This is a genomic window from Aeromonas sp. ASNIH8 (assembly GCF_002919855.1).
GTDB lineage: Bacteria > Pseudomonadota > Gammaproteobacteria > Enterobacterales > Aeromonadaceae > Aeromonas > Aeromonas caviae.
Map to the genome: position 1 here is coordinate 1 of NZ_PQLN01000059.1, position 18,809 is coordinate 18,809.

Annotated in this window: 13 protein-coding genes and 1 pseudogene; 4 read left to right on the plus strand and 10 right to left on the minus strand. The window is 62.2% G+C overall.

The features are described from left to right. The first annotated feature begins 468 nt into the window (after positions 1 to 468). Positions 469 to 1,566, plus strand: a complete 1,098-nt coding sequence (locus C3418_RS15240) for a 3-deoxy-7-phosphoheptulonate synthase (RefSeq protein WP_103858820.1) — start codon at positions 469 to 471, stop codon at positions 1,564 to 1,566. 94 nt (positions 1,567 to 1,660) lie between these two features. Then, entirely contained in the window at positions 1,661 to 2,800 is a 1,140-nt protein-coding gene (gene tyrA, locus C3418_RS15245) for a bifunctional chorismate mutase/prephenate dehydrogenase (protein ID WP_102948242.1), read from the plus strand. A gap of 114 nt (positions 2,801 to 2,914) precedes the next feature. On the opposite strand, the gene hdfR is transcribed toward tyrA, so the two are convergent. From hdfR to C3418_RS15295, 10 genes and pseudogenes are all read right to left on the minus strand, one after another. Further along, the gene (gene hdfR / locus C3418_RS15250; RefSeq protein ID WP_039038620.1) at positions 2,915 to 3,790 is read right to left on the minus strand and encodes an HTH-type transcriptional regulator HdfR; all 876 of its coding nucleotides are present in this window, start codon (positions 3,788 to 3,790) and stop codon (positions 2,915 to 2,917) included. Beyond that, positions 3,790 to 4,146, minus strand: coding sequence for a DUF413 domain-containing protein (locus C3418_RS15255; RefSeq protein WP_010674239.1), 357 nt, complete (start codon positions 4,144 to 4,146; stop codon positions 3,790 to 3,792). The genes hdfR and C3418_RS15255 overlap by 1 nt, the downstream gene beginning before the upstream one ends. 291 nt (positions 4,147 to 4,437) lie before the next feature. Continuing rightward, positions 4,438 to 4,920 carry a serine protease inhibitor ecotin gene (eco, locus tag C3418_RS15260; protein ID WP_010674240.1) on the minus strand — a complete coding sequence of 161 codons (483 nt, stop codon included), beginning with the start codon at positions 4,918 to 4,920 and terminating at the stop codon, positions 4,438 to 4,440. Between the two features lie 194 nt (positions 4,921 to 5,114). Next, positions 5,115 to 5,672 carry a DUF1566 domain-containing protein gene (locus tag C3418_RS15265; protein WP_043155288.1) on the minus strand — a complete coding sequence of 186 codons (558 nt, stop codon included), beginning with the start codon at positions 5,670 to 5,672 and terminating at the stop codon, positions 5,115 to 5,117. Beyond that, a complete protein-coding gene (locus C3418_RS15270; RefSeq protein WP_103858821.1) occupies positions 5,669 to 7,036 on the minus strand; it encodes a DUF1566 domain-containing protein in 1,368 nt (455 codons plus the stop codon). The genes C3418_RS15265 and C3418_RS15270 overlap by 4 nt, the downstream gene beginning before the upstream one ends. Positions 7,037 to 7,086: 50 nt before the next feature. Further along, a pseudogene (locus C3418_RS15275) lies at positions 7,087 to 9,497 on the minus strand (proprotein convertase P-domain-containing protein). Between the two features lie 29 nt (positions 9,498 to 9,526). Further along, positions 9,527 to 11,569, minus strand: coding sequence for a prolyl oligopeptidase family serine peptidase (locus C3418_RS15280; RefSeq protein WP_103858822.1), 2,043 nt, complete (start codon positions 11,567 to 11,569; stop codon positions 9,527 to 9,529). After that, positions 11,569 to 13,707, minus strand: a complete 2,139-nt coding sequence (locus C3418_RS15285; protein ID WP_162726572.1) for a TonB-dependent hemoglobin/transferrin/lactoferrin family receptor — start codon at positions 13,705 to 13,707, stop codon at positions 11,569 to 11,571. Before C3418_RS15285 ends, C3418_RS15280 begins: the two co-directional genes overlap by 1 nt. A 279-nt stretch (positions 13,708 to 13,986) precedes the next feature. Beyond that, the gene (locus C3418_RS15290; RefSeq protein ID WP_010674246.1) at positions 13,987 to 15,834 is read right to left on the minus strand and encodes a DUF3413 domain-containing protein; all 1,848 of its coding nucleotides are present in this window, start codon (positions 15,832 to 15,834) and stop codon (positions 13,987 to 13,989) included. Between the two features lie 43 nt (positions 15,835 to 15,877). Further along, positions 15,878 to 16,105 (minus strand): YejL family protein, encoded by a 228-nt coding sequence (locus tag C3418_RS15295; protein ID WP_039038627.1) that lies wholly within the window; start codon positions 16,103 to 16,105, stop codon positions 15,878 to 15,880. A 73-nt stretch (positions 16,106 to 16,178) separates the two neighbouring features. On the opposite strand from C3418_RS15295, the gene yejK reads away from it, so the two are divergent. After that, on the plus strand, positions 16,179 to 17,228 hold the full coding sequence (gene yejK, locus C3418_RS15300) for a nucleoid-associated protein YejK (RefSeq protein WP_039038628.1): 1,050 nt from the start codon (positions 16,179 to 16,181) through the stop codon (positions 17,226 to 17,228). Positions 17,229 to 17,623: 395 nt separating this feature from the next. Further along, positions 17,624 to 18,805, plus strand: a complete 1,182-nt coding sequence (malE, locus tag C3418_RS15305; protein WP_041212786.1) for a maltose/maltodextrin ABC transporter substrate-binding protein MalE — start codon at positions 17,624 to 17,626, stop codon at positions 18,803 to 18,805. Positions 18,806 to 18,809 lie beyond the last annotated feature (4 nt).

The following is an 18,809-nucleotide window of genomic DNA, read 5'->3' on the forward strand; positions in this document are numbered from 1 at the left end:
AGGACAGGCGTGAATGAAGTCGAGAGCTTGGTCGATACGCATAAAAAAATCCGAAACCCAACAAGGAGTTTCGGATTCTTACACAGCCTGAGGATCGGTCAATGGATCCTTAACTGATCGGCATTAGGGCCAGGTGCCCCGCTTTTTTTGTGCCCGGGGTCATCGCCGGGATGAGGGGTCGGATAAGGGGTCATGAGAGGGGGCAGAGAGATGATATTGAAATGGATGGGTGTAATTAAATATTTACGATTTGGGTCTGATTTGGCCTCGCGTGTCGCTACTTTTGAGTTGTTTCACTCTGCATTATTGGTCATTTATCCATCTGTCAGCGTGCAAAGACGCTAGTTTCACTTGATTGTTTGTTTTTCCTTGGTAAGGTGGGGGCGGTTGCGTAACAAAGTGCTGACTTGTGTAAACAAAAATATACGGTCAGCGCCCTTGGCTTGAAACAGTAGAGAGAATGAGAAGATGCAAAGAGATCCCCTGAACAACATCCATATCCAGTCCGAACAAGTGATGATCACGCCTGCCCAGCTCAAGGAGAAACTGCCGATCTCCGATCGCGCGCTGGCATTCGTGCAAGGGGCCCGCAATACCATCGCCGACATCATCCACCGTCGCGATCACCGCTTGCTGGTGATCTGTGGACCCTGCTCCATCCACGACATGGACGCCGCCAAAGAGTACGCAACCAGACTCAAAGCGCTGCATGACGCCTATCAGGACTCTCTCTACATTGTCATGCGGGTCTACTTTGAGAAGCCGCGCACCACGGTCGGCTGGAAGGGCTTTATCAACGATCCGAACCTGGACGGCACCTTTGACGTGGAACTGGGTCTGCACCGCGCCCGCGAGCTGCTCTGCTGGCTGGCCGAGCTGGAGCTGCCTCTGGCCACCGAGGCGCTCGACCCCATCAGCCCGCAATACCTGGCGGAGCTCTTCTCCTGGTCGGCCATCGGTGCCCGCACCACCGAATCCCAGACCCACAGGGAGATGGCGTCCGGCCTCTCCATGCCGGTCGGCTTCAAGAACGGCACCGACGGCAACCTCGGCACCGCCATCAATGCGCTGCAGGCCGCTTCCAGTCCTCATGCCTTCATGGGGATCAACCAGCAGGGTCAGGTCGCGCTGCTGCAGACCCAGGGCAACCCGGATGGCCATGTGATCCTGCGCGGCGGCAAGCACCCGAACTACGACTCGGTCAATGTGTCGCTGGCGGAAGAGGCGCTGGAGAAGGCGGGCCTGCTGCCCGGTCTGGTGGTGGATTGCAGCCACGGCAACTCCAGCAAGGATCACCGGCTGCAGCCCAAGGTGGCCGACAACGTCATTCACCAGATCCAGGAGGGCAACCGCTCCATCATCGGGGTGATGCTCGAATCCAACCTGTTCGAAGGCAACCAGTCCAGCGAGCAGCCCAAGTGCGAGATGCGCTACGGCGTCTCCATCACCGATGCCTGCATCGACTGGGAGACCACGGATGCGCTGCTGGCCCGCTGCCACAGCCAGCTGGCGGCACCACTTTTGGCCAGAACATCGGCACAAGCCGTGGTATCTTGTTGCAACTGATTGAACCATCGAGGTATCACTGCCCACGCAGTGATACCTTGTTGCCTCTTGAATGACAGGGCGTCGCTGCGGGCGGCGCCAGCAGGGACTGGACATGGCGAAAGAGTTGAATGCCCTCAGGGACAAGATAGATGCGGTGGACAAGCAGCTGATTGATCTGCTGGCCGCTCGTCTCGCCCTGGTGGGGGAAGTGGGGGAAGTGAAAAGCCGGCACGGCTTGCCCATCTATGCACCGGATCGGGAGGCGAGCATGCTGGCCCGCCGCCGCGCCGAGGCCGAGGTACTGGGGGTGCCGGGGGACCTTATCGAGGACGTGCTGCGCCGGGTGATGCGCGAGTCCTATATTCTGGAGTCCGCCAGCGACAAGGAGCACCACTTCAAGTGCATGAAGCCTGAGCTCGGCAAGGTGGTGATCATCGGTGGCCAGGGGCAGCTTGGCCGCCTGTTCGGCAACCTGTTCAGCCTCTCGGGCTACCGGGTTGAAACCCTGGGGCAGGCCGATTGGCCACGCGCCGACGAGATCCTGCACGGCGCCGGGCTGGTGATGGTGGCGGTGCCCATCGACGTCACCTGCCAGGTGATCGACCGGCTCGGCAACCTGCCGGCGGACTGTCTGCTGGTGGACGTGACCAGCGTCAAGAGTGAACCGCTTGCCCATATGCTGGCGGTACACCAGGGGCCGGTGCTGGGGCTGCACCCCATGTTCGGGCCGGACGTGGCGAGCCTCGCCAAGCAGGTGATCGTCTGCTGTCAGGGACGCGATCCCGTCGCCAGCCAGTGGCTGCTGGAGCAGATGACCATCTGGGGGGCGCGTTTGCAGCAGGTGGAGGCCAGGGCCCACGACGAGGCGATGACCTTTATTCAGGCGCTGCGCCACTTCGCCACCTTCGCCTACGGCTGGCACCTCTCCCGGGAGCAGGCCAACATCGACCGTCTGCTTGCCTTAAGCTCTCCCATCTACCGGCTGGAGCTGGCCATGGTGGGACGGCTGTTTGCCCAGGATCCCCATCTCTACGCCGACATCATACTGTCGTCGCCCCAGAACCTGGCGATGATCCGCCGCTACTACCAGAACTTCGGCGAGGCGCTTGGGTTGCTGGAGCGGGGCGACAGAGAGGGCTTCATCGAGGCCTTCAGCCAGGTTTCCGGCTTCTTCGGCGAGCGGGCGGAGGAGTTCCTGCGCGAGAGCCGTACCCTGCTGGCCCAGGCCAACGACCGTCGCCATCACGGCTGATGCACAAAGACATCCATACAAAAGGGGCCTGATGGCCCCTTTTTCATGTTGTTTGTGCTGCACTGATAACCAGGGTAGATGAAAACACAGGTCTGGGCGTGAAATCGCCCTCTTTCATTCGGCAGGCGGTTGACGCAAGTCGGCGTCATGCCAGCCCAGCGGCAGGGTGAGCAGCTGATCGATCAGCTCCCGGCGGTCGGATTTCTCCAGATAGGCGAGGTAGAGCGGGCGGCTAAGGGATTGGCCCCCTTCCACCAGATGAAGCTGCCCCTGCTCCAGGAAGGGGCTCACCATGCGCCTTGGCAGGTAGGCGGCGCCGCCGTTGGCCAGCACGAATTGCAGGGCCATGCTGGCGGAGCTTGAATGCAGAACTGGGGTCTTCTGCAGGCTCTGCAACCGGCTCGATGGCGGTTCGAAGCTGGTGCCCCAGTCGAGATGAATGTGGGGCATCTGCATCAGGCTGTCGGCGTTTGCGGCCGGCTCCCGGCTCACCAGTTCGAACACCAGCTCGCCGATGGGGTGCAGGGCAATCTCGTCGATCTTGGTCGGCTCGGAGAGCAGGGCGAGATCGAGGGAGCGCTCCAGCAACTGGCGACAGAGGTGCTCGCGGGAGGCCGTTTCGAGGCGCACCGCGAGGCCGGGGGCCAGGGCATAGACATGGTTGAGCCAGTCGTTGAAGTCGAGCTCCCAGAAGACGGCGGGTGCGCCGATGGCAAGCTGCTGGCTGAAACCGGGGGAGAGGGCCACGTCCTGCTTGGCGCGCCCCAAAGTATGCAGAATGGCGTCTGCGTAGGGCAGCAGACGCTCACCGGAGGCAGTCAGGCGGATGTTGTTGCGATGACGGGCAAACAGGCTGACCCCGAGTTGCTGCTCGAGCTGGCGGATCCGGAAGCTCACCGCCGACTGGGTCAGGTAGAGATTTTCAGCCGCCCGGCCAAAGTGCCGGGTCTTGCTGACCTCGATGAAGGTCCGAAGCAGCTCGGTATCCATTAATCGAGGGACTCGTCGCTGCCGCCACCGCCGCCTTCAAAGCTGCCACCAGCATCTTCATTGGCGCCGCCAGCGACGGTGCACAGACGGTGCACGCGCTTGGGACCAATCACCTTCAGGTATTTGAACCACACCTTGGCGTGGGGGTTGTTGCCGGCTGCGCCGGATTTGACCTGTTCGATAAAGGCACTTTCTACGTCATCGCGCGGGGCCAGGTTGCCCTGATAGAGCGCCAGCATCACGGTGCCATATTTTTCCAGACTGTCCGCTTCGGCCACGGTGAATTCGCCACTGCGACGCAGGCCACGGGGAAAATGTTTGAAGTCGTTGAAACGCTTGTCTGATTCGAAGCTCATAGTGCTCTTGTTCTGGTTAGTTTGACCTTTGCGGGCAAGTATCATCAGGCCGTCGCAGAGTGCAAAATCAATTTTCTTACTATGTTAATAAATATCTTTTATCGAACAGGGTTTGTCGCATCCCGAGGGGGCATTTTGCGGTGCGCTGCACAAAAAAGCCTGAAAAATAGTGGAGTTATGTCAGATTTTGTACAGGAAAAACAGCTCAAAAACGGGCTCGGAAGCTAAAAATAAGGCGCCGTATGGCGCCTTTTTATCATCATGACTGAGCTGAACCCGAGTGCGCGGCACTCACTCAATCATGGCTGGCTGTGCCAGGTTGTCGGCACGCCACAGACGATAGCGCACCTCGTACTCCTGGGGCACATAGATGACGAAGGGCAGCTTGGAGTTGTAGTTCACGAAGAAGCCCTGACCGTAGATCTGGACGAAACTCTCTTTCTTCTGGCCATCTGGGCAGGCCATCAGGGTGCTGACGGGGCCGGTGACCTGGCCCAGGGTCAGGTAGTTGTAACCCCAGCCCTTGACGCTGTGCTGTTCCAGATTGCCCGCGAAGCGGGGCAGGTTGCAGTCGACCAGCATCTTCTTGCCGACTTGCAGCTCGACCATCATGTCGGCTTCGTTCTCGACTTCCGGCAGACGGATCACGACACGTTCCTGGTTCACTTCGGCGGCGGGGAACATGCTGATATCAAATTTTTTCGGTTCGGCGGCGAAGGCATGGCCACCCAATAACAAGGCGCCCAGCAGGCTAAAACGCAACACGGTTTTCATCTGTACCTCTTGGGATTGGTTCAACGCCGCTAGACTAACCGCTCTGCCGGTTTCATGCCAGCGCTGCGGCGTGCAAAACCGCCCTGAACAGGCATCACATGACGCAATTTGATGCTTTTTTGACGGTCAGGGTCACCCTGGCGCTTCTTGCATCGTGTCAAACAGAGGGCCGGGTGGCCCCCATGTCCAGGCTGTCACCTCACCAGCAGGACCTGTTTCGCCCAGGCGCGGGGGGCGCGCTGGGCGACGGAGCCGCTGGTGATGTCCAGGTAGGCGACGCCCTGAAGGGCCGGCACCGGGGTGGAGGACCAGAGATAGACATAGCCGTCGTTCACCTCCTTGCCATCCCCGGCCATGGCGCGGGGGAAGATGGTTTCGTTCAATGCCGGTTTGTAACAGGCGGACTCCAGAATGCTGGCGAGCTCCTTGATGGTGGGCAGGCGCCAGTCGTGATGACCACCAAAGCCATACAGGGCATGGCTCGGTTCGGTGCGGATCCGTTCCGCCGTCTGCAGTGCCTGTTGCCAGTAGAGGCGGGTGGGTTCCCCCTCGCAGCTCTGGTTGCGCCAGGTCTGGCCGAGCTGGCAGCGCATCCAGGTCAGACCGGTGCCCCTGTCGGTGACGGTGCCGTTGCCGTGATCCTGGAAACGGGCGGTGGGGCTGGTACGGGGCAGGGCGTCGTCGCAGATGGCGATGGCCAGTGCCAGGGGGCTGCACAGGGTGAGCAGCAGGGTCAGAAGATACTTGTTCATCGGGTTACCTCGGCCACAAGGCGCAGTTGTATGGCATTGATTTCATTTTCGTTCTGGACGCCATAGGGGTAATCGGTGCCCGCATCCTCCCCCAGGAACTGAGGGCTGATGACGGCGATGGGGACGCTCTCGAGGCGCCGGGATGGGGTCAGGGTCTGGGTCCAGTAGCTGCCATCGAAGTCGCCGCTCGAGGGACCGACGTCGGGGAAGTAGCGCACATCCAGGGTGACGAGCTGGCCATCCTGGCGGGCGAGGGAGCCGTAGTGTTGCAGGCTGCCTAGCTCCTGGGCCGTGGGCAGGCGCCAGTGCCCTATGCCGCAGAGTCGTTGTCCATTTAGCCATTGGCGATACTGCTCGGTGGAGCAGATAGCTTCCCCCTCGGGGCAGGCATAATCCAGCTCCGCCTGACTGGGGTGATAGTTGCCAAACTCCCAGGCGAAGACTTTGTGCAGATCCCGTGGACTGTCCGGATCATCGAGCTTCTTCTCCCAGACGAGGCCGGTATTGAGATCCTCCACGCACTCCCACTCGTCGGCATTGTCCGCCAGGGGTTGCCCCTTGCCGTCCAGCTTGCGATAGCGCAGGGGCGCCTGGCCCAGGCTCGCCTCCTGGCCCGGGTGATCCGCAGGCTCCTGGGTCAGCAGGTAATCCACCCCGTCCGTGTAGGTGGTGACGCCGCTGGCGGTCACCAACGCCCTAGGTTGCTGCTGCATCAGCACGGCGGCGAGTCTGGCCTGCTGGCTCAGTAGCTCGGGGCTGGCGGCAAAGTGCCGGGCGAGCTCGGGCAGCAGGGTGACCAGCCCCTGCCAGATCTGCAGGCGGCGTTCGCTGGCGGCCAAGGTGGGCAGGGTGGCCTCGTCATCGAAGGCGGCGAGGGCCAGCTCGGCGAGGGCGCGGTTGAAGTCGCCCAGCTGCGCCAGGGCCGCCAGATCTGGGCCGGGGTGAAGGGGCGCCAGGGCGAGCAGTACGTCCGTCAGGGCCTGAGCCGGTGGCAGCCCGTCCGAGATACGCGTCTGCAGCAGGGTGCTGAGGGGGCTGGGGGTGAGGTGCTGGTTGTCCTGGCGCGCCGCCGGGTGGGCCAGGGGCAGGGCGGCGGGATCCGCCGGAATGAACAGCAGGGGAGTGGTGAGCAGATCAGGGTGGCGCCGGGTCAGGGAGTGGGCTCCGGCCTCGCCGCTGACGGCGGGCTCATTGGCTTCGCAGCCGTCGTTCTGGTTCAGGTTGATGCACAGGGTGCCCGCAGCGGGCAGGCTGACCGTCAGGCGGTAGTCCGGCGCGGTCAGGGGAGCCTCGTCCGAACCGCCGCCACAGGCGCTGAGCAGGGGGGCCAGCAGGCAGACGATCGGGGTCATTCTCATGGTCATGGTGTGTCCTTGGAGGGGCCTTGGCCCCTCTCTTCTTTATATAGGGAGAGTCAGAGGCGACGCAGACGGCGCCACAGGGCCAGCGGCAGCAGCCAGAGCAGGGGGAAGGCCCCACCGCCACTGCTGTCCGAGGTATCGAAGCGGATGATGCCGTCATCCGGCACGGGCACGATGTTGCCGCACTGGGCGCCGGTACGCTGACTGATGCTCCACCCGTTCAGGAAACCCTGATTGCCCGGTTTGCTGTCCACCACCTCCAGGGTCCAGCGACCGGCCAGGGGTTCTCCTTCGAAGGCGCTGAAGGGTTGCAGGGACTGCAACTCGGTGGGGAAGACCCCTTTCAGGCTCGGCAGGGGGCTGTAACCCTTGTCCCAGATCTGGACCCGGGTGCCGGCGGGGGAGCTGAGCCAGATCTCCAGCTCATCCAACACCTCGTGCTGCAGATCCAGGCTCAGTTGCAGCCTGTCGCTCACACGGGCATCGCTCTTCTCCAGCAGCAGGCTGGTTTCGCTCAGGCCGCGCACCTCCTCGCTCTGGGCATCGTTCAGTCGCTGTGACCGACCACTGGCCCGGCTGATGACGGGGGTGCCGATGGGCAGGGTCAGGGATTGCTGCCACTGGCGCTCGGTGGGGCTGGTACCGCTCATGGCGAGATTCACCGAGAGGCTCGCCTCGTCGCCGCAGGCGAGCGGGCTCTGGGCCAGCAGGCGCAGGGTGGTGGTCATGCTGGCACCGGCGGCCAGGGTCGCTGGTTGCCAGTTGTCAGGATCGGCCTGCAACCCGGTTGGCAGGGTGAGGGCCAGCTCGTTGAGGGTCACTTCCCCTTTGCCCGGGTTGCTGAGGGTCAGCTGCACCGATTGGCGCTGCCCCAGCGGGATGGCGCTCCCCTCGGCGAGGGCGATATTGACGGGAGCTTGCAGCAGCCCGTGCTGGCGAAATGCCTGCTCCAGCAGACGGGCATAGGCTCGCGTCGGATAGAGACGGGCGGCAGTATCCACGGTGATCCGGGCCAGTTGCGGCATGCGAATGGCCGGCCCCAGGCCGAAGTGGGATTCGATGATGACGCGATCAAACTCGTCCCTGGCCGCCTCGCCGTGCTCGGCCACCGCCGTCAGCAGGGCCTGGAACAGCGGGGTGCCCCAGAGCTGATCCCCGTTGCTGCCGTTGATGGTGCGGTGGGCGGGGTAGCGGTAGTCCGGATGGTAGCGGGCGCGCAGATCGTCGAGTTGGCGCGGGGTGCGGTCGGTGAAGCGGGCATCCCAGTTGAACACCATGGCGGGTTCGAACTGGCGACCGGCTTCGCTGCGCTGGCGATGACTGGCGGCCAGGTAGTCGCCAAAGCCCTCGCCGATGGCTCCCCAGTCACCCTCTTCCCCGAGATCCGGCAGGATGTGGTGCTGCACCCCGTGGCCGAACTCGTGCCAGATGACCATGGGATCCTCGGCATCGGGCACGCCGCTGCGACCCAGCTCCAGCCTGCGTTCGAACGGATCGTAGAGGGAGTTGTCCTGATAGCCCGCGTCCGTGTCGATGTCAGCGCCCCGGGGATGAGATCGGTGAAGCCGAGCGCCTTGAGGTGGCGCTGGGCGAGATCCAGATGGTAGTAGGCGTTGATGTCCGCAAAGCCGCGATCGTCCCGGGTCAGGCGAAAACCCTGCACGTCACTGCTGCTGTAGGGGGCCGATTCGGGGGCCATGACATCCACCACCCTGGCATGGGGGCCGCTCAGGCGATACTGCCCGGCTTGCAGGCTCACCGGCAGGGGAACCGGATCCTGATAGGCGGTCTCTGCCAGTACCAGCGCGTCGTGCCAGACCAGGCTGGCGTCCTGCAGGCGGGTGCGGGGATCGGGGTCGAACACCCGGGTCTGAACCTGCATATCGCCTGCGTCGGCGACATGCAGAGGGCGGGTAGTTGCCTGATCCCCGAGACGGCCAAGCTCCTGCTCCCCGTCGCAACGGGCAAACAGCTGCACCTGGCTGGCCTTGGCATTGCCTGCCTTGTGCTCGCGCACCCGCTGGCGCAGGGCAGGCACCAGGGTATCGCCGTCTCGCCAGTACCAGGCTTCGACCGGCCCCAGCGTCTCTATCTGGTTGCCGTCGGTGCGCAGGGTGGCGAGCAGGGGATCCAGGGTGCCGCTGGCATCGCAGCCGGGCGCTGTGCTCTGCAAGGGGCGCAGGTTGTGGTAGAGGCGCCAGGGGCGGCCGTCCCCGTCGACACTGACGGCGGCCTGGGTGGCGGCCACCGGCAGGCCGTTCACCAGCTGGCGAAAGCTGTAATGGTGGCCGAGCAGGCTGGCCCTGTCGTAATCGGGGGCGAGGAGCACACCGAGGCGCTGCTCGAGCCAGCGCTTCGGCGTCGTGGTGAGGGGGGGGTCATCGACAAACTGCAGATCGGCCGCCAGCAGCGGCGATGAGATCAGGGTTGCCACCAGCCAGAGGGCCAGGGAAGAGGGTTTCATGGTTCACTCCAGAAAAAGAGGACAAGGGGTCAGTGGTTGACGCCCGCCAGGGTGAGCAGGAAGGCAAACTCCTGCGCCGCACGCAGCGCCGCCGTTTTGGGGGCGCCCAGGTGGCCGCCGTCGAGTTCGGTGCGCAGCAGATAGGGGCCTGTTCCCGTGCTATGGGATCGCAGGCGGGCTATCCACTTGAGGGGTTCCCAGTAGGGCACCTGACTGTCGTGCAGGCCGCCCGTCACATAGACGGGGGGATAAGGGGCCTTGTGCAGGTTGTCGTAGGGGCTCAGGCGGCGCATCGCGGCATAGTCACCCGGGATGGCCGGATTGCCCCACTCGGCGTACTCCTGCCGGGTGAGGGGCAGCTCGGGATCCTGCATGGTGCTCAGCAGGTCGACGAAGGGAACTTGCAGCACGGCCCCGGCGAAACGGGTGGGCGCCTGGTTGAGTGCCGCTGCCACCAGCAGGCCGCCGGCGCTGCCGCCCATGGCAAACAGCCGGGCGGGATCGATGGCGGGATCCCGTGCCAGGGCATCGGCCACGGCGAGAAAATCATCCACGCTGTGCTGTTTGTCCCGGCCACGACCCTCCCGGTACCAGCATTCGCCGAGCAGACCGCCCCCGCGCACATGGGCGATGGCGTAGACAAAGCCGCGATCCAGCAGGCTCAGCACCCGGGGCTGGTAGTAGGGGCGCATGGGGGTGCCGTAAGCCCCATAGCCGTAGAGCAGCAGTGCCCTGGGGTGGGTAATGCCCTTGCGCCAGACCAGGGAGACAGGCACCTTGACCCCGTCCTTGCCCGCGATCCAGCGCCGCTCGCTCTGATAGGGGGAGGTGTCCCTGGTCTCGGGTGTCCCCTCCCAGGCGCCGGAGGCGAGATCCAGCCAGCGCTGGTGAGGTGGCTCGGCCATCCCCTGGCGGCGAATGAGCACCTTGTCGCTGGCCGGTTCCTGGCTGCCCTGGATCCAGGCCGTGCCTGCGCCATCGGTGAGCGGCAGGCTGTGGATCAACGCACCCTTGGCATCCAGCACATCGAGCCAGTCATCCCCTTCCTTGCGGTATTGCAGCACGGTGTGCCAGGCAAAGAGGCGCCACTTCTCGAGTTCCCGGCCCTCGCCGGACCAGAGCCGTTGCCACTCTCCCTTCGCCACCAGGCTCAAGTCGGCCACCTGATAGAGGCCGAGGGCGCCGTCCCGGTTGCTCTTGAGCAGCACCCTGTCCCCCTGGGTATCCAGGTAGTACTCGAGGCCGCGTTCGCGCCCCTTGAGCAGGTCGGCCCGACCCGCGTCCAGCAGGTATTGCTCGGAGCTGTCGTGGTTGTTGCTTTGCAGCACCAGGTGGCGGCGATCCGTGGTGCGATAGAGGCCGAGCAGCCAGGCGGGATCGCGCTCCTCATACACCAGGGTCTCCTTGCCATCCTGCCAGGCCAGCAGTTGCCAGGGGCGCAGGGTCTGGCGCTCGTTGACGAGGGTGTAGAGGGTCTTGCCATCCAGACTCCAGAGCAGATCGCCGGCGCGGTGAGGCAAAGAGGCCAGTGTCTCGCCGCTCGCCAGATCCAGCAGGGTGATGCGGTAGTCCCGATCTCCCCTGCGGTCTTCGGCCAGGGCAAGCAGTTGCCCGTCCGGGTGCAGGGCCCAGGCGGCGAGCTCGTAATACCCCTCGGCCGGCTGGCGGGGAGCCAGCCGCTTTCGGGGAGCGTCATTGGCGTCGCTGCGCTGCCACAGGCTGCCGTCCGCCTCCATGCGCCACTGGCTGCCAGCCTGGCTCAGCCAGTCGTCCGGCACGGGTTCACCCCGCTCCCGGCCCTGCCACTCCGTCTGCAGGCGCTGCACCAGTGGCGCCTGGCCGGCGAGCTGCTGCTCGGTCCAGCGGTTCTGCTCGCGCAGCAGCGTCAGGAGGGCGGGATCCTGGCGGCTGTCGTCACGCCAGCCACCATAGGGATCGAGGCGGGCTATCTCCCCCTTCATCAGTTGCGGGCGCTCGGGGATGAGGGGCGCAGCCTCCAGGGTTGCCTCAGGCAGGGGGGAGGCGGGGGCCGGCGTGGCCAGCAGGCTGGCCAGGATCAATAGGCTGTGCATCAGATCCCCACGAAGGTGTAGCGCAGGCTGGCACTCAGGGTGCGGCCGCTCTGGGTGAAGAGGGAAGCATCGGTCCCGGCTTCCAGCCCGGCCACATCCTGATAGCGGGTGTAACGGGTGTCGAACAGGTTGTCGAGCTTGAGGTTGACCTTGAGGGCGTCGGTGACCAGCCAGTCGGCCGTCAGGGCGAAACTGAGCCAGCCGGCACTTTCGAGGCAGTCCCCCTGGCGGCCGGTCAGGCTGTTGCCGCAGGTGGGCACCCGGCTCATGGCAGCGGCATAGTCCGCCTGAATGCCCAGACTCCACTCATTGGCCTGATAGCTAAGACGGGTGTTGCCCTCGAGGGGCGTCAGGGTGCGCAGCGCTTCACCTTTGTTGTCCTCGCCATCGACCCAGCCGAGTTTGGTGGCGAGCTCCCACTCCTGGGTCAGCCAGTAGCTGGCGGCGAGTTCGGCCCCCCAGGTTTCGGCCTTGGCGACGTTGCGATATTGGCGCAGGATGACGCCATCGCTCAGGCGCAGCCCCACCTCGCGCCAGTCGATGAAGTTGTAGTAGCGGTTGTAGAAGAGCGCTGGCTTGATGCTCCAGTTGTCCCCCTCGCCACTCAGCCCCCACTCGATGCTGTGGCTGGTTTCTTCCTTGAGCCCGGTGTTGGCGATGATCTCGAAGGGTGGCAGAGCGAAGTAGTGGGGGATGTTGCCGTACACCTTGTCGTAGGAAGGCGCCCGGAACCCGTTGGCGTAGCTGAGCCAGCTGCGCCACTGGTCGTTGAAGCGGTAGCTGGTGGCCAGGCTCGGGGAGAGGTGCCAGCTGTGGTTGCTGTCGTTGCTGCCGTCCAGCGGCGTGAGCCACTGGTGATCCATGCGCAGGGTGGGGGTGAACTGCCACTGGCCCAGGCTGGCCACGTCGCCGAGCCAGACTCCGGCCCTGTCGGTACGGGCGCGGCTGAAGGGGGCGGACTGGCCGGGTTGGGGAATGCCGGCCTCCAGACTCAGCTTCTCCACCGGCCGCTCGTGGGTGGTGCGCTCGAGCTCGATGCCGTAACTGAGCTGATGGGCGAGAGGGCCGGTGGCGAGATCCCGGCGCACATCCAGCTCGGTACCGATCCTGTCTTCGGTGAAGGTGGCGAGCTCCCGTTCGCTGCGATAGCGCGGATAACCGCTCAGCAGATCGTTTTGCAGCAGGCTGCGCTTGTTGGCGGTGTTTTTCGAGTGATTGCCGTAGGCACTCCAGGTGAGGCTGTCGGCCAGTATTGTGTCGAGGTTGCTCGCCTCCCAGGCCAGCTTTCCCCCCTGCGTGCGTTGGCTGCCCTGCTCGTGGTACTGGCGCACCTGCCACTTGCCATCGGGCTGGGGCACTTCGCGCGGCCCCTGATCCCGTTCGGCGTTGTCCTCGAAGTAGTCGAGTTCGAGGCGCAGCAGATGATGTTCGTTCAGCTGGATGCGAGAGCTGGTGGAGGCGCTGAGGCCATCCAGATCCGCCGGGATGCGGCTCTCGTCGTAGTTGGCGGTCTCATGTCCCTGCCAGCCGGAGAGGCGCAGCAGGTGTTCGGTATCCCGTATCCGGGCGGCGCCGGTGGCGCTCAGCTTCTGCTTGTCACTGTTGCCATCGTGCAGCACCTTGCTGCCGAGATAGGCATCCTGGCCCTGAAGGTAATCTTCCGGCTGCTTGGTGCTGATGACGATGGTGCCGCCGATGGCATCGGAGCCATGGAGGGAGGAACCGGCTCCCTTGGCTACCTCTATCTGTTTGACATCGTCGAGATCGAAGCTGAAGCGGCCCACCTTGTCGTTGAGGTCGTCGGCGCCAAAACCGTCGCTGACCCGCACCCCGTCCTTGATGATGAGCACCCGGTTGCCGCCCATGCCGCGGATGATGATGTTCTGGGGGCGGCCGGCGGAGCCGGTCACCGAGACGCCGGGTTCGTTCTTGAACACATCGGTGAGCTCGGTGGCAACCTGGCGATCCAGATCCTCCTCCGTGATGACGGTGATGGAACCCGACACGTCGGAGAGCTTCTGCTCGATGCGCTGTCCCTTGACCACGATGGTTTCGCGCCCCTTGAGTTCGGGGGGCATGTCCGTTGTGTCGACCCCGGCGGGATCGCTGGCAGCCAGCGCCGTACCGGACAGCAGCATGGGCCAGTAGTGAAGAAGTCGAATTTTCATATTTGAGAATAATTATTATTTAAGCCTGAGGGCGCGGATTATTGCAGAGGGAGTCAAGCAGATCAATAAATGACAATCATTATCATTTTGTTTTTATGATATTGATCGAATTGAATTTTTTGAGAGTTAAATCAGTAAGGTGGTGGCATACGTTTGCGAATGACGCCATGAGAAACAGGAGGACGGGTGTGGTGCGGGCAAGAAAAAGCCCGCCATAGGGGCGGGCTCAAGGAGGTGGACTGGCGCAGATCAGGGGGCGCGGTAGAAGCGATTGAGCTCGTTCATCACCTGGATCAGGGTGCCCATGTCCGGGGTGCCGTGCTTGATGGGGCGATAGGTGTCGCGGTCCAGCAGCTCGAAGTCCCCCTGCTTGTTGAACTGGGTGATGGTGTTGCCCTGATAGATGGCGAAGTCATTCTGATCCCCCGCCAGCAGCCAGGTGCGTGTACTGGCTTCGAACAGGTTGCGCCCCGTGCTGTAGTCACGATAGGGGTTGCGTACACCCAGCATGTTCTTCATCAGGGTAGGTACCAGATCCAGGTGGCTGCTCGCCTGCGCCTGGGGCGCAGGTTCGGCACCAGGCCAGGCCAGCACCAGAGGGACCTGCACCTGATAGGTCGAGTAATTGCTGCCATAGCCCCAGCTGTTGCTCTGGGTCTCGTTGAACTCCTGACCGTGGTTGGAGGTGACCACGACGATGGTCTGATCATCAAGCCCCTGCAATTGCAGTTGGGTCAGCATCTGCTCCAGCAGTTGATCGGTATAGAAGACCGCGTTCTTGTAGCGGTTCTCCAGCTTCTGCAGGTTCTCGGGCCGATAGGCAGTGGCCGGGTTGAAGCGGGTCAACTCGGGCTGGAAGGGGCCCTTGATGCTGGCTGGCACCTGATAATCCCCCGGGCTAGAGAGATAGACCAGAGAGAACCAGGGTCTGTCCGCGGTGCGCGTGCCAAGCCACTGCTGCCAGTCATCGATGAGCCTGCGGTCATCGGTCTGGCGGGAGACGAAGACCTGCTTGCGCAGACCCGCAAGCAGACTTTGGCGATACTGCTTGGCATCTTCCAGTGCACCGAACAGGCCGAACTGGTAGTCCTGACGCAGCATCTCGTCGAACAGCACAGGGGGGCGCTTGTCGGCCCGGATGTCCCCGTAATAGTGGCCGGGCAGCCCGTAGAAGAGGCTGAACATCCCCATGGCTTCATCATTGCCACCACTCATGTGCTGGCGGAAATTGAAGTGGTTGTCCGCGTAGCGTTGCAAATTGGGCATGTTGATGTTGTTGAGCATGTCGGCTCGCAGGGAGTCGACCACCACCACCAGCAGGTTCTTGTGATCGCTGGGTGCGCTCACGCTGAGGGGGCGCAAGGGATAGAGCAGACGGTGCTCAGCGCTTCCCTGATCTTCGGCCTTCTTCTCATACTGCTCGAGGTCGAGCCAGCCATGCTTGGCCAGGAAGCTCCTGGCGGTCATGGGGTAGGAGAGGGGGAAGTTGGCGCGCTGCATGGTGATGGGTTGATACAGGGTCGCATCCGCCCAGCTGTTGACCAGATGGGTCAGGATGAAGCAGACCAGCAGGGCCAGTCCCACCTGATTGCCGTACTGGCGGCGTTTGCGCTTGTTGATCTTGCGCCACACATAGGCCGACAGCAGCAGTTGCAGCAGGAAGATGGCGGGCACCGCCACGAAGATGATGCTCCAGATAGAGCCCTCTTCGGTCTGCGCCTGATCCAGCAGCAGTTGCCACACCTGGCCATTCAAGTGGAACTTGAACAGCTGGAACACCTGGGTGTCGATAAGCAGCAGCACCAGAGCCAGGGTGGCGATGATGGATGAAATGAAGCGCAGCGGCTTCTCCCTGGGCAGGATGAAGCTCAAGGGGAAGATGGTCAGCAGATAGGTGACGAAGCTCAGGAACGAGAAATGACCTATCCAGCTGATGACGAGATAGGTCACGCCGAGCGTGGTCGACGGCCAGCTGATGGCGCCCAGGTAACGGGTCGAGATCAGCATGGCCAGGATGATGTTGAAGAAGGAGAACCAATGCCCCCAGGTGATCAGGCGAGAGACATTATCGCGATAGGGGTTGCCGGTTTCGACCATAATGATCCATCTGCTTGAAAAACATCAAAGAATGCGAAGAAACTCAGTGCGCATCGTGGCGATGGCCCACCGAGGCGGTGAGTGCCTGGATGAACTTCTCGGTGATCGCCTGGCGCTGGGCCGGGGCCATGCCGTTGATGATGTTGGTGGTCAGGTTGCCAAGGACCATCAGACTGAGATCCACCGGTGCCTTGTGTTTCTCCAGGGCGGTGATCAGGTCGTTCATCAGGGCGTCAAACTGCTCGTTATTGTACTTTGATACGATGGGCATAATCTTGGGTTCACCTCGGTTCAAAGCGCCTTATAATACTTCACCCTTTCGGCTAACACTATGGCTTTGTGACATGAGTCTCGATATCGACAAGATCATTCTTCACTCCCTGCGGGCGGGCAACGATGGCCAGCCCCACGCCGATACCCGCAGCCAGACCCTGCCTGCCGACGAGGCGGTACAAGGGCTGATGGCGGAGCTGCATCGCATCTACAACGGCAAGGGGGGAAAGGGCTTTGGCTTCTTCGCCGATCCCGAGGCCGCCGTCGCCGAGCTGGCGGAGGGGGAAGACGCCCCCAAGCAGCCTTCCCCCGCCTTTCGCATCGCCCTGGAGCAGCTGCTGGCGGAGCAGACCGAGTTCGTCCCCTTTTCCGTCAACCTGACCCAGATGCTGGTCAAGCAGCTGGTGGAGCATGCCCTGGACGAGCAGGGGGTGTTGCTGATTGCCAAGTACAACTATGTGGGGGTGGATTACCTGATGATCGCCCTGCTGGAAGGCAAGGAGAGCGTCACCGTGAGCGAGGCGCTGGAGCTGCGCCACATCCAGTACCTGGATATCGGCAAACTCAATCTGGTGGCCCGCATCGATCTCACCGAGTGGAAAACCCAAGGGGATTCGCGTCGTTATATCACCTTCAGCAAGGGCCGGGTCGGTCGCAAGCTGGGGGATTTCTTCATGGATCTGCTGGGGGCCCGGGAGGGCATGGATGCCAAGATCCAGAACAAGGGGTTGCTGCAGGCGGTGGACGATTACTGCGACAGCCGCCAGCTCGAACCGGCCGAGCGCAATGACTACAAGAAGCAGGTCTTCAAATATTGCACCGAGCAGGCCAGCGCCGGCGAGGAGATCGAGATCAAGGAGCTGTCGGCGGAATTGCCCGGTGATGGGGACCTCGATTTTTACAGCTTCATCGGTCAGGAGTACGAGCTGGAGGAGCGCTTCCCGGCGGACCGTTCCACCCTGCGGGGCTTGACCAAGTTTGTGGGCTCCGGTGGCGGCCTGACTCTGAGCTTCGAGCAGAAGTTGCTCAACAGCCGGGTCTTTTACGATCCCCAGACCGACACCCTGACCATCAGGGGAGTCCCGCCCAATCTCAAGGATCAATTGCTGCGCCAGTCGTAATGTGATCCAGCCGTCATTTCTTGCAAAAAGGCACCGGAGTCCGCTCCGGTGCCTTTTTATTTAAGGGGGTGATGTAGATGGAAACCACCTCAGTACTTTTGTTAACACATTGAACAAAATATCGGGAATGAAAGGGTTTTCAGTGGGGTGAAATCCCTTTCAATGACGTAAATTGATTTCCTTTCTGTAATTTAATTTCCATATCTTGGCAAAAATATGGGGATATCCCTTCCTAAGTCGCTGAAATAAGAAAATGTTTTCATAACTTTCTGGAAGAAAATACGTAATTGCATTTCAAAAATGCGAGGCGTGTCATGTGAGGCATTGACTGCTTGGGATAATATGCATCTGCACACAATGCTCTTACAGCGCGGAACTAATACAAGGAAAGGCTCATGAAAAAGAAATTGCTGTCATCCCTGATCGGTCTGGCTACCCTGGGCGTGGCCTGCTCTGCCACTGCTGCCATTGATGAAGGTCAGCTGACCATCTGGATCAACGGTGACAAGGGCTACAACGGCCTGGCCGAAGTCGGCAAGAAGTTTGAAGCCGAAACCGGCATCAAGGTCACCGTCGCCCACCCGGATCAGGTTGAAGTCAAATTCCAGCAAGCCGCCGCCACCGGCAACGGCCCGGACATCTTCTTCTGGGCTCACGACCGTTACGGTGAGTGGGTCAAGTCCGGTCTGCTGGTTCCCGTGACCCCGAATACCGCCACCAAGGCCAAGTTCGAGCAATTCGCCTGGGATGCCATGACCGTCGATGGCAAGACCTATGGCTACCCGGTCGCGGTAGAAGCCGTCAGCCTGATTTACAACAAGGATCTGTTGCCCAACCCGCCGAAGACCTTCGAAGAGATCGCCAAGATCGACGAAGACCTGAAGAAAAATGGCAAGCGCGCCATCATGTGGGCCTATGACACCCCCTACTTCAGCTACCCCCTGGTGGCTGCCAACGGTGGTTACGCCTTCAAGAAGACCGCCACCGGCTATGACGTCAAAGACACCGGCGTGAACAACGCAGGTGCCAAGGCCGGCGTCGGCTACATCTCCGAGATGATCAAATCCGGTCACCTGGAGAAGGGCATTGACTACGGTGTGATGGACGCCAAGTTCAACAAGGGCGAAGTGGCCATGATGATCAACGGTCCCTGGGCTTGGAGCAACCTGGACAAGAGCGGCATCAAGTATGGCGTAGCCCAGCTGCCGACCCTGAAAGGCAAGCCCGCTAAGGCCTTCGTTGGCGTACTGGGTGCCACCATCAACGCCGCCAGCCCGAACAAGGATCTGGCCATCGAGTTCCTCGAGAACTACCTGCTGACCGATGCCGGTCTGGCGCCGATGAACGCCGACAAGCCGCTGGGTGCCGTGGCCCTGAAGTCCTTCCAGAAGACCCTGGAAGCCGACCCCAACATCAAGGCCACCATGCTGAACGCCCAGAACGGCGAACCGATGCCGTCCGTGCCCGAGATGAGCCGTTTCTGGTCCTCCTTCGAAACCGCCCTCAAGAACATCACCTCTGGCCGTCAGGGTGTTGACGAAGCCCTGGATACCGCTGCCAAGCGTATCGTCCAGTAAGCAT

What these genes read in the sequence shown, in the direction of transcription:
- C3418_RS15270 (WP_103858821.1), bottom strand. Translation starts at nt 7,036, where the DNA reads ATGACCATGAGAATGACCCCGATCGTCTGCCTGCTGGCCCCCCTGCTC.
- C3418_RS15295 (WP_039038627.1), bottom strand. Translation starts at nt 16,105, where the DNA reads ATGCCCATCGTATCAAAGTACAATAACGAGCAGTTTGACGCCCTGATG.
- C3418_RS15240 (WP_103858820.1), top strand. Translation starts at nt 469, where the DNA reads ATGCAAAGAGATCCCCTGAACAACATCCATATCCAGTCCGAACAAGTG.
- C3418_RS15280 (WP_103858822.1), bottom strand. Translation starts at nt 11,569, where the DNA reads ATGCACAGCCTATTGATCCTGGCCAGCCTGCTGGCCACGCCGGCCCCC.
- hdfR (WP_039038620.1), bottom strand. Translation starts at nt 3,790, where the DNA reads ATGGATACCGAGCTGCTTCGGACCTTCATCGAGGTCAGCAAGACCCGG.
- tyrA (WP_102948242.1), top strand. Translation starts at nt 1,661, where the DNA reads ATGGCGAAAGAGTTGAATGCCCTCAGGGACAAGATAGATGCGGTGGAC.
- C3418_RS15290 (WP_010674246.1), bottom strand. Translation starts at nt 15,834, where the DNA reads ATGGTCGAAACCGGCAACCCCTATCGCGATAATGTCTCTCGCCTGATC.
- C3418_RS15265 (WP_043155288.1), bottom strand. Translation starts at nt 5,672, where the DNA reads ATGAACAAGTATCTTCTGACCCTGCTGCTCACCCTGTGCAGCCCCCTG.
- C3418_RS15285 (WP_162726572.1), bottom strand. Translation starts at nt 13,707, where the DNA reads ATGCTGCTGTCCGGTACGGCGCTGGCTGCCAGCGATCCCGCCGGGGTC.
- C3418_RS15255 (WP_010674239.1), bottom strand. Translation starts at nt 4,146, where the DNA reads ATGAGCTTCGAATCAGACAAGCGTTTCAACGACTTCAAACATTTTCCC.
- malE (WP_041212786.1), top strand. Translation starts at nt 17,624, where the DNA reads ATGAAAAAGAAATTGCTGTCATCCCTGATCGGTCTGGCTACCCTGGGC.
- eco (WP_010674240.1), bottom strand. Translation starts at nt 4,920, where the DNA reads ATGAAAACCGTGTTGCGTTTTAGCCTGCTGGGCGCCTTGTTATTGGGT.
- yejK (WP_039038628.1), top strand. Translation starts at nt 16,179, where the DNA reads ATGAGTCTCGATATCGACAAGATCATTCTTCACTCCCTGCGGGCGGGC.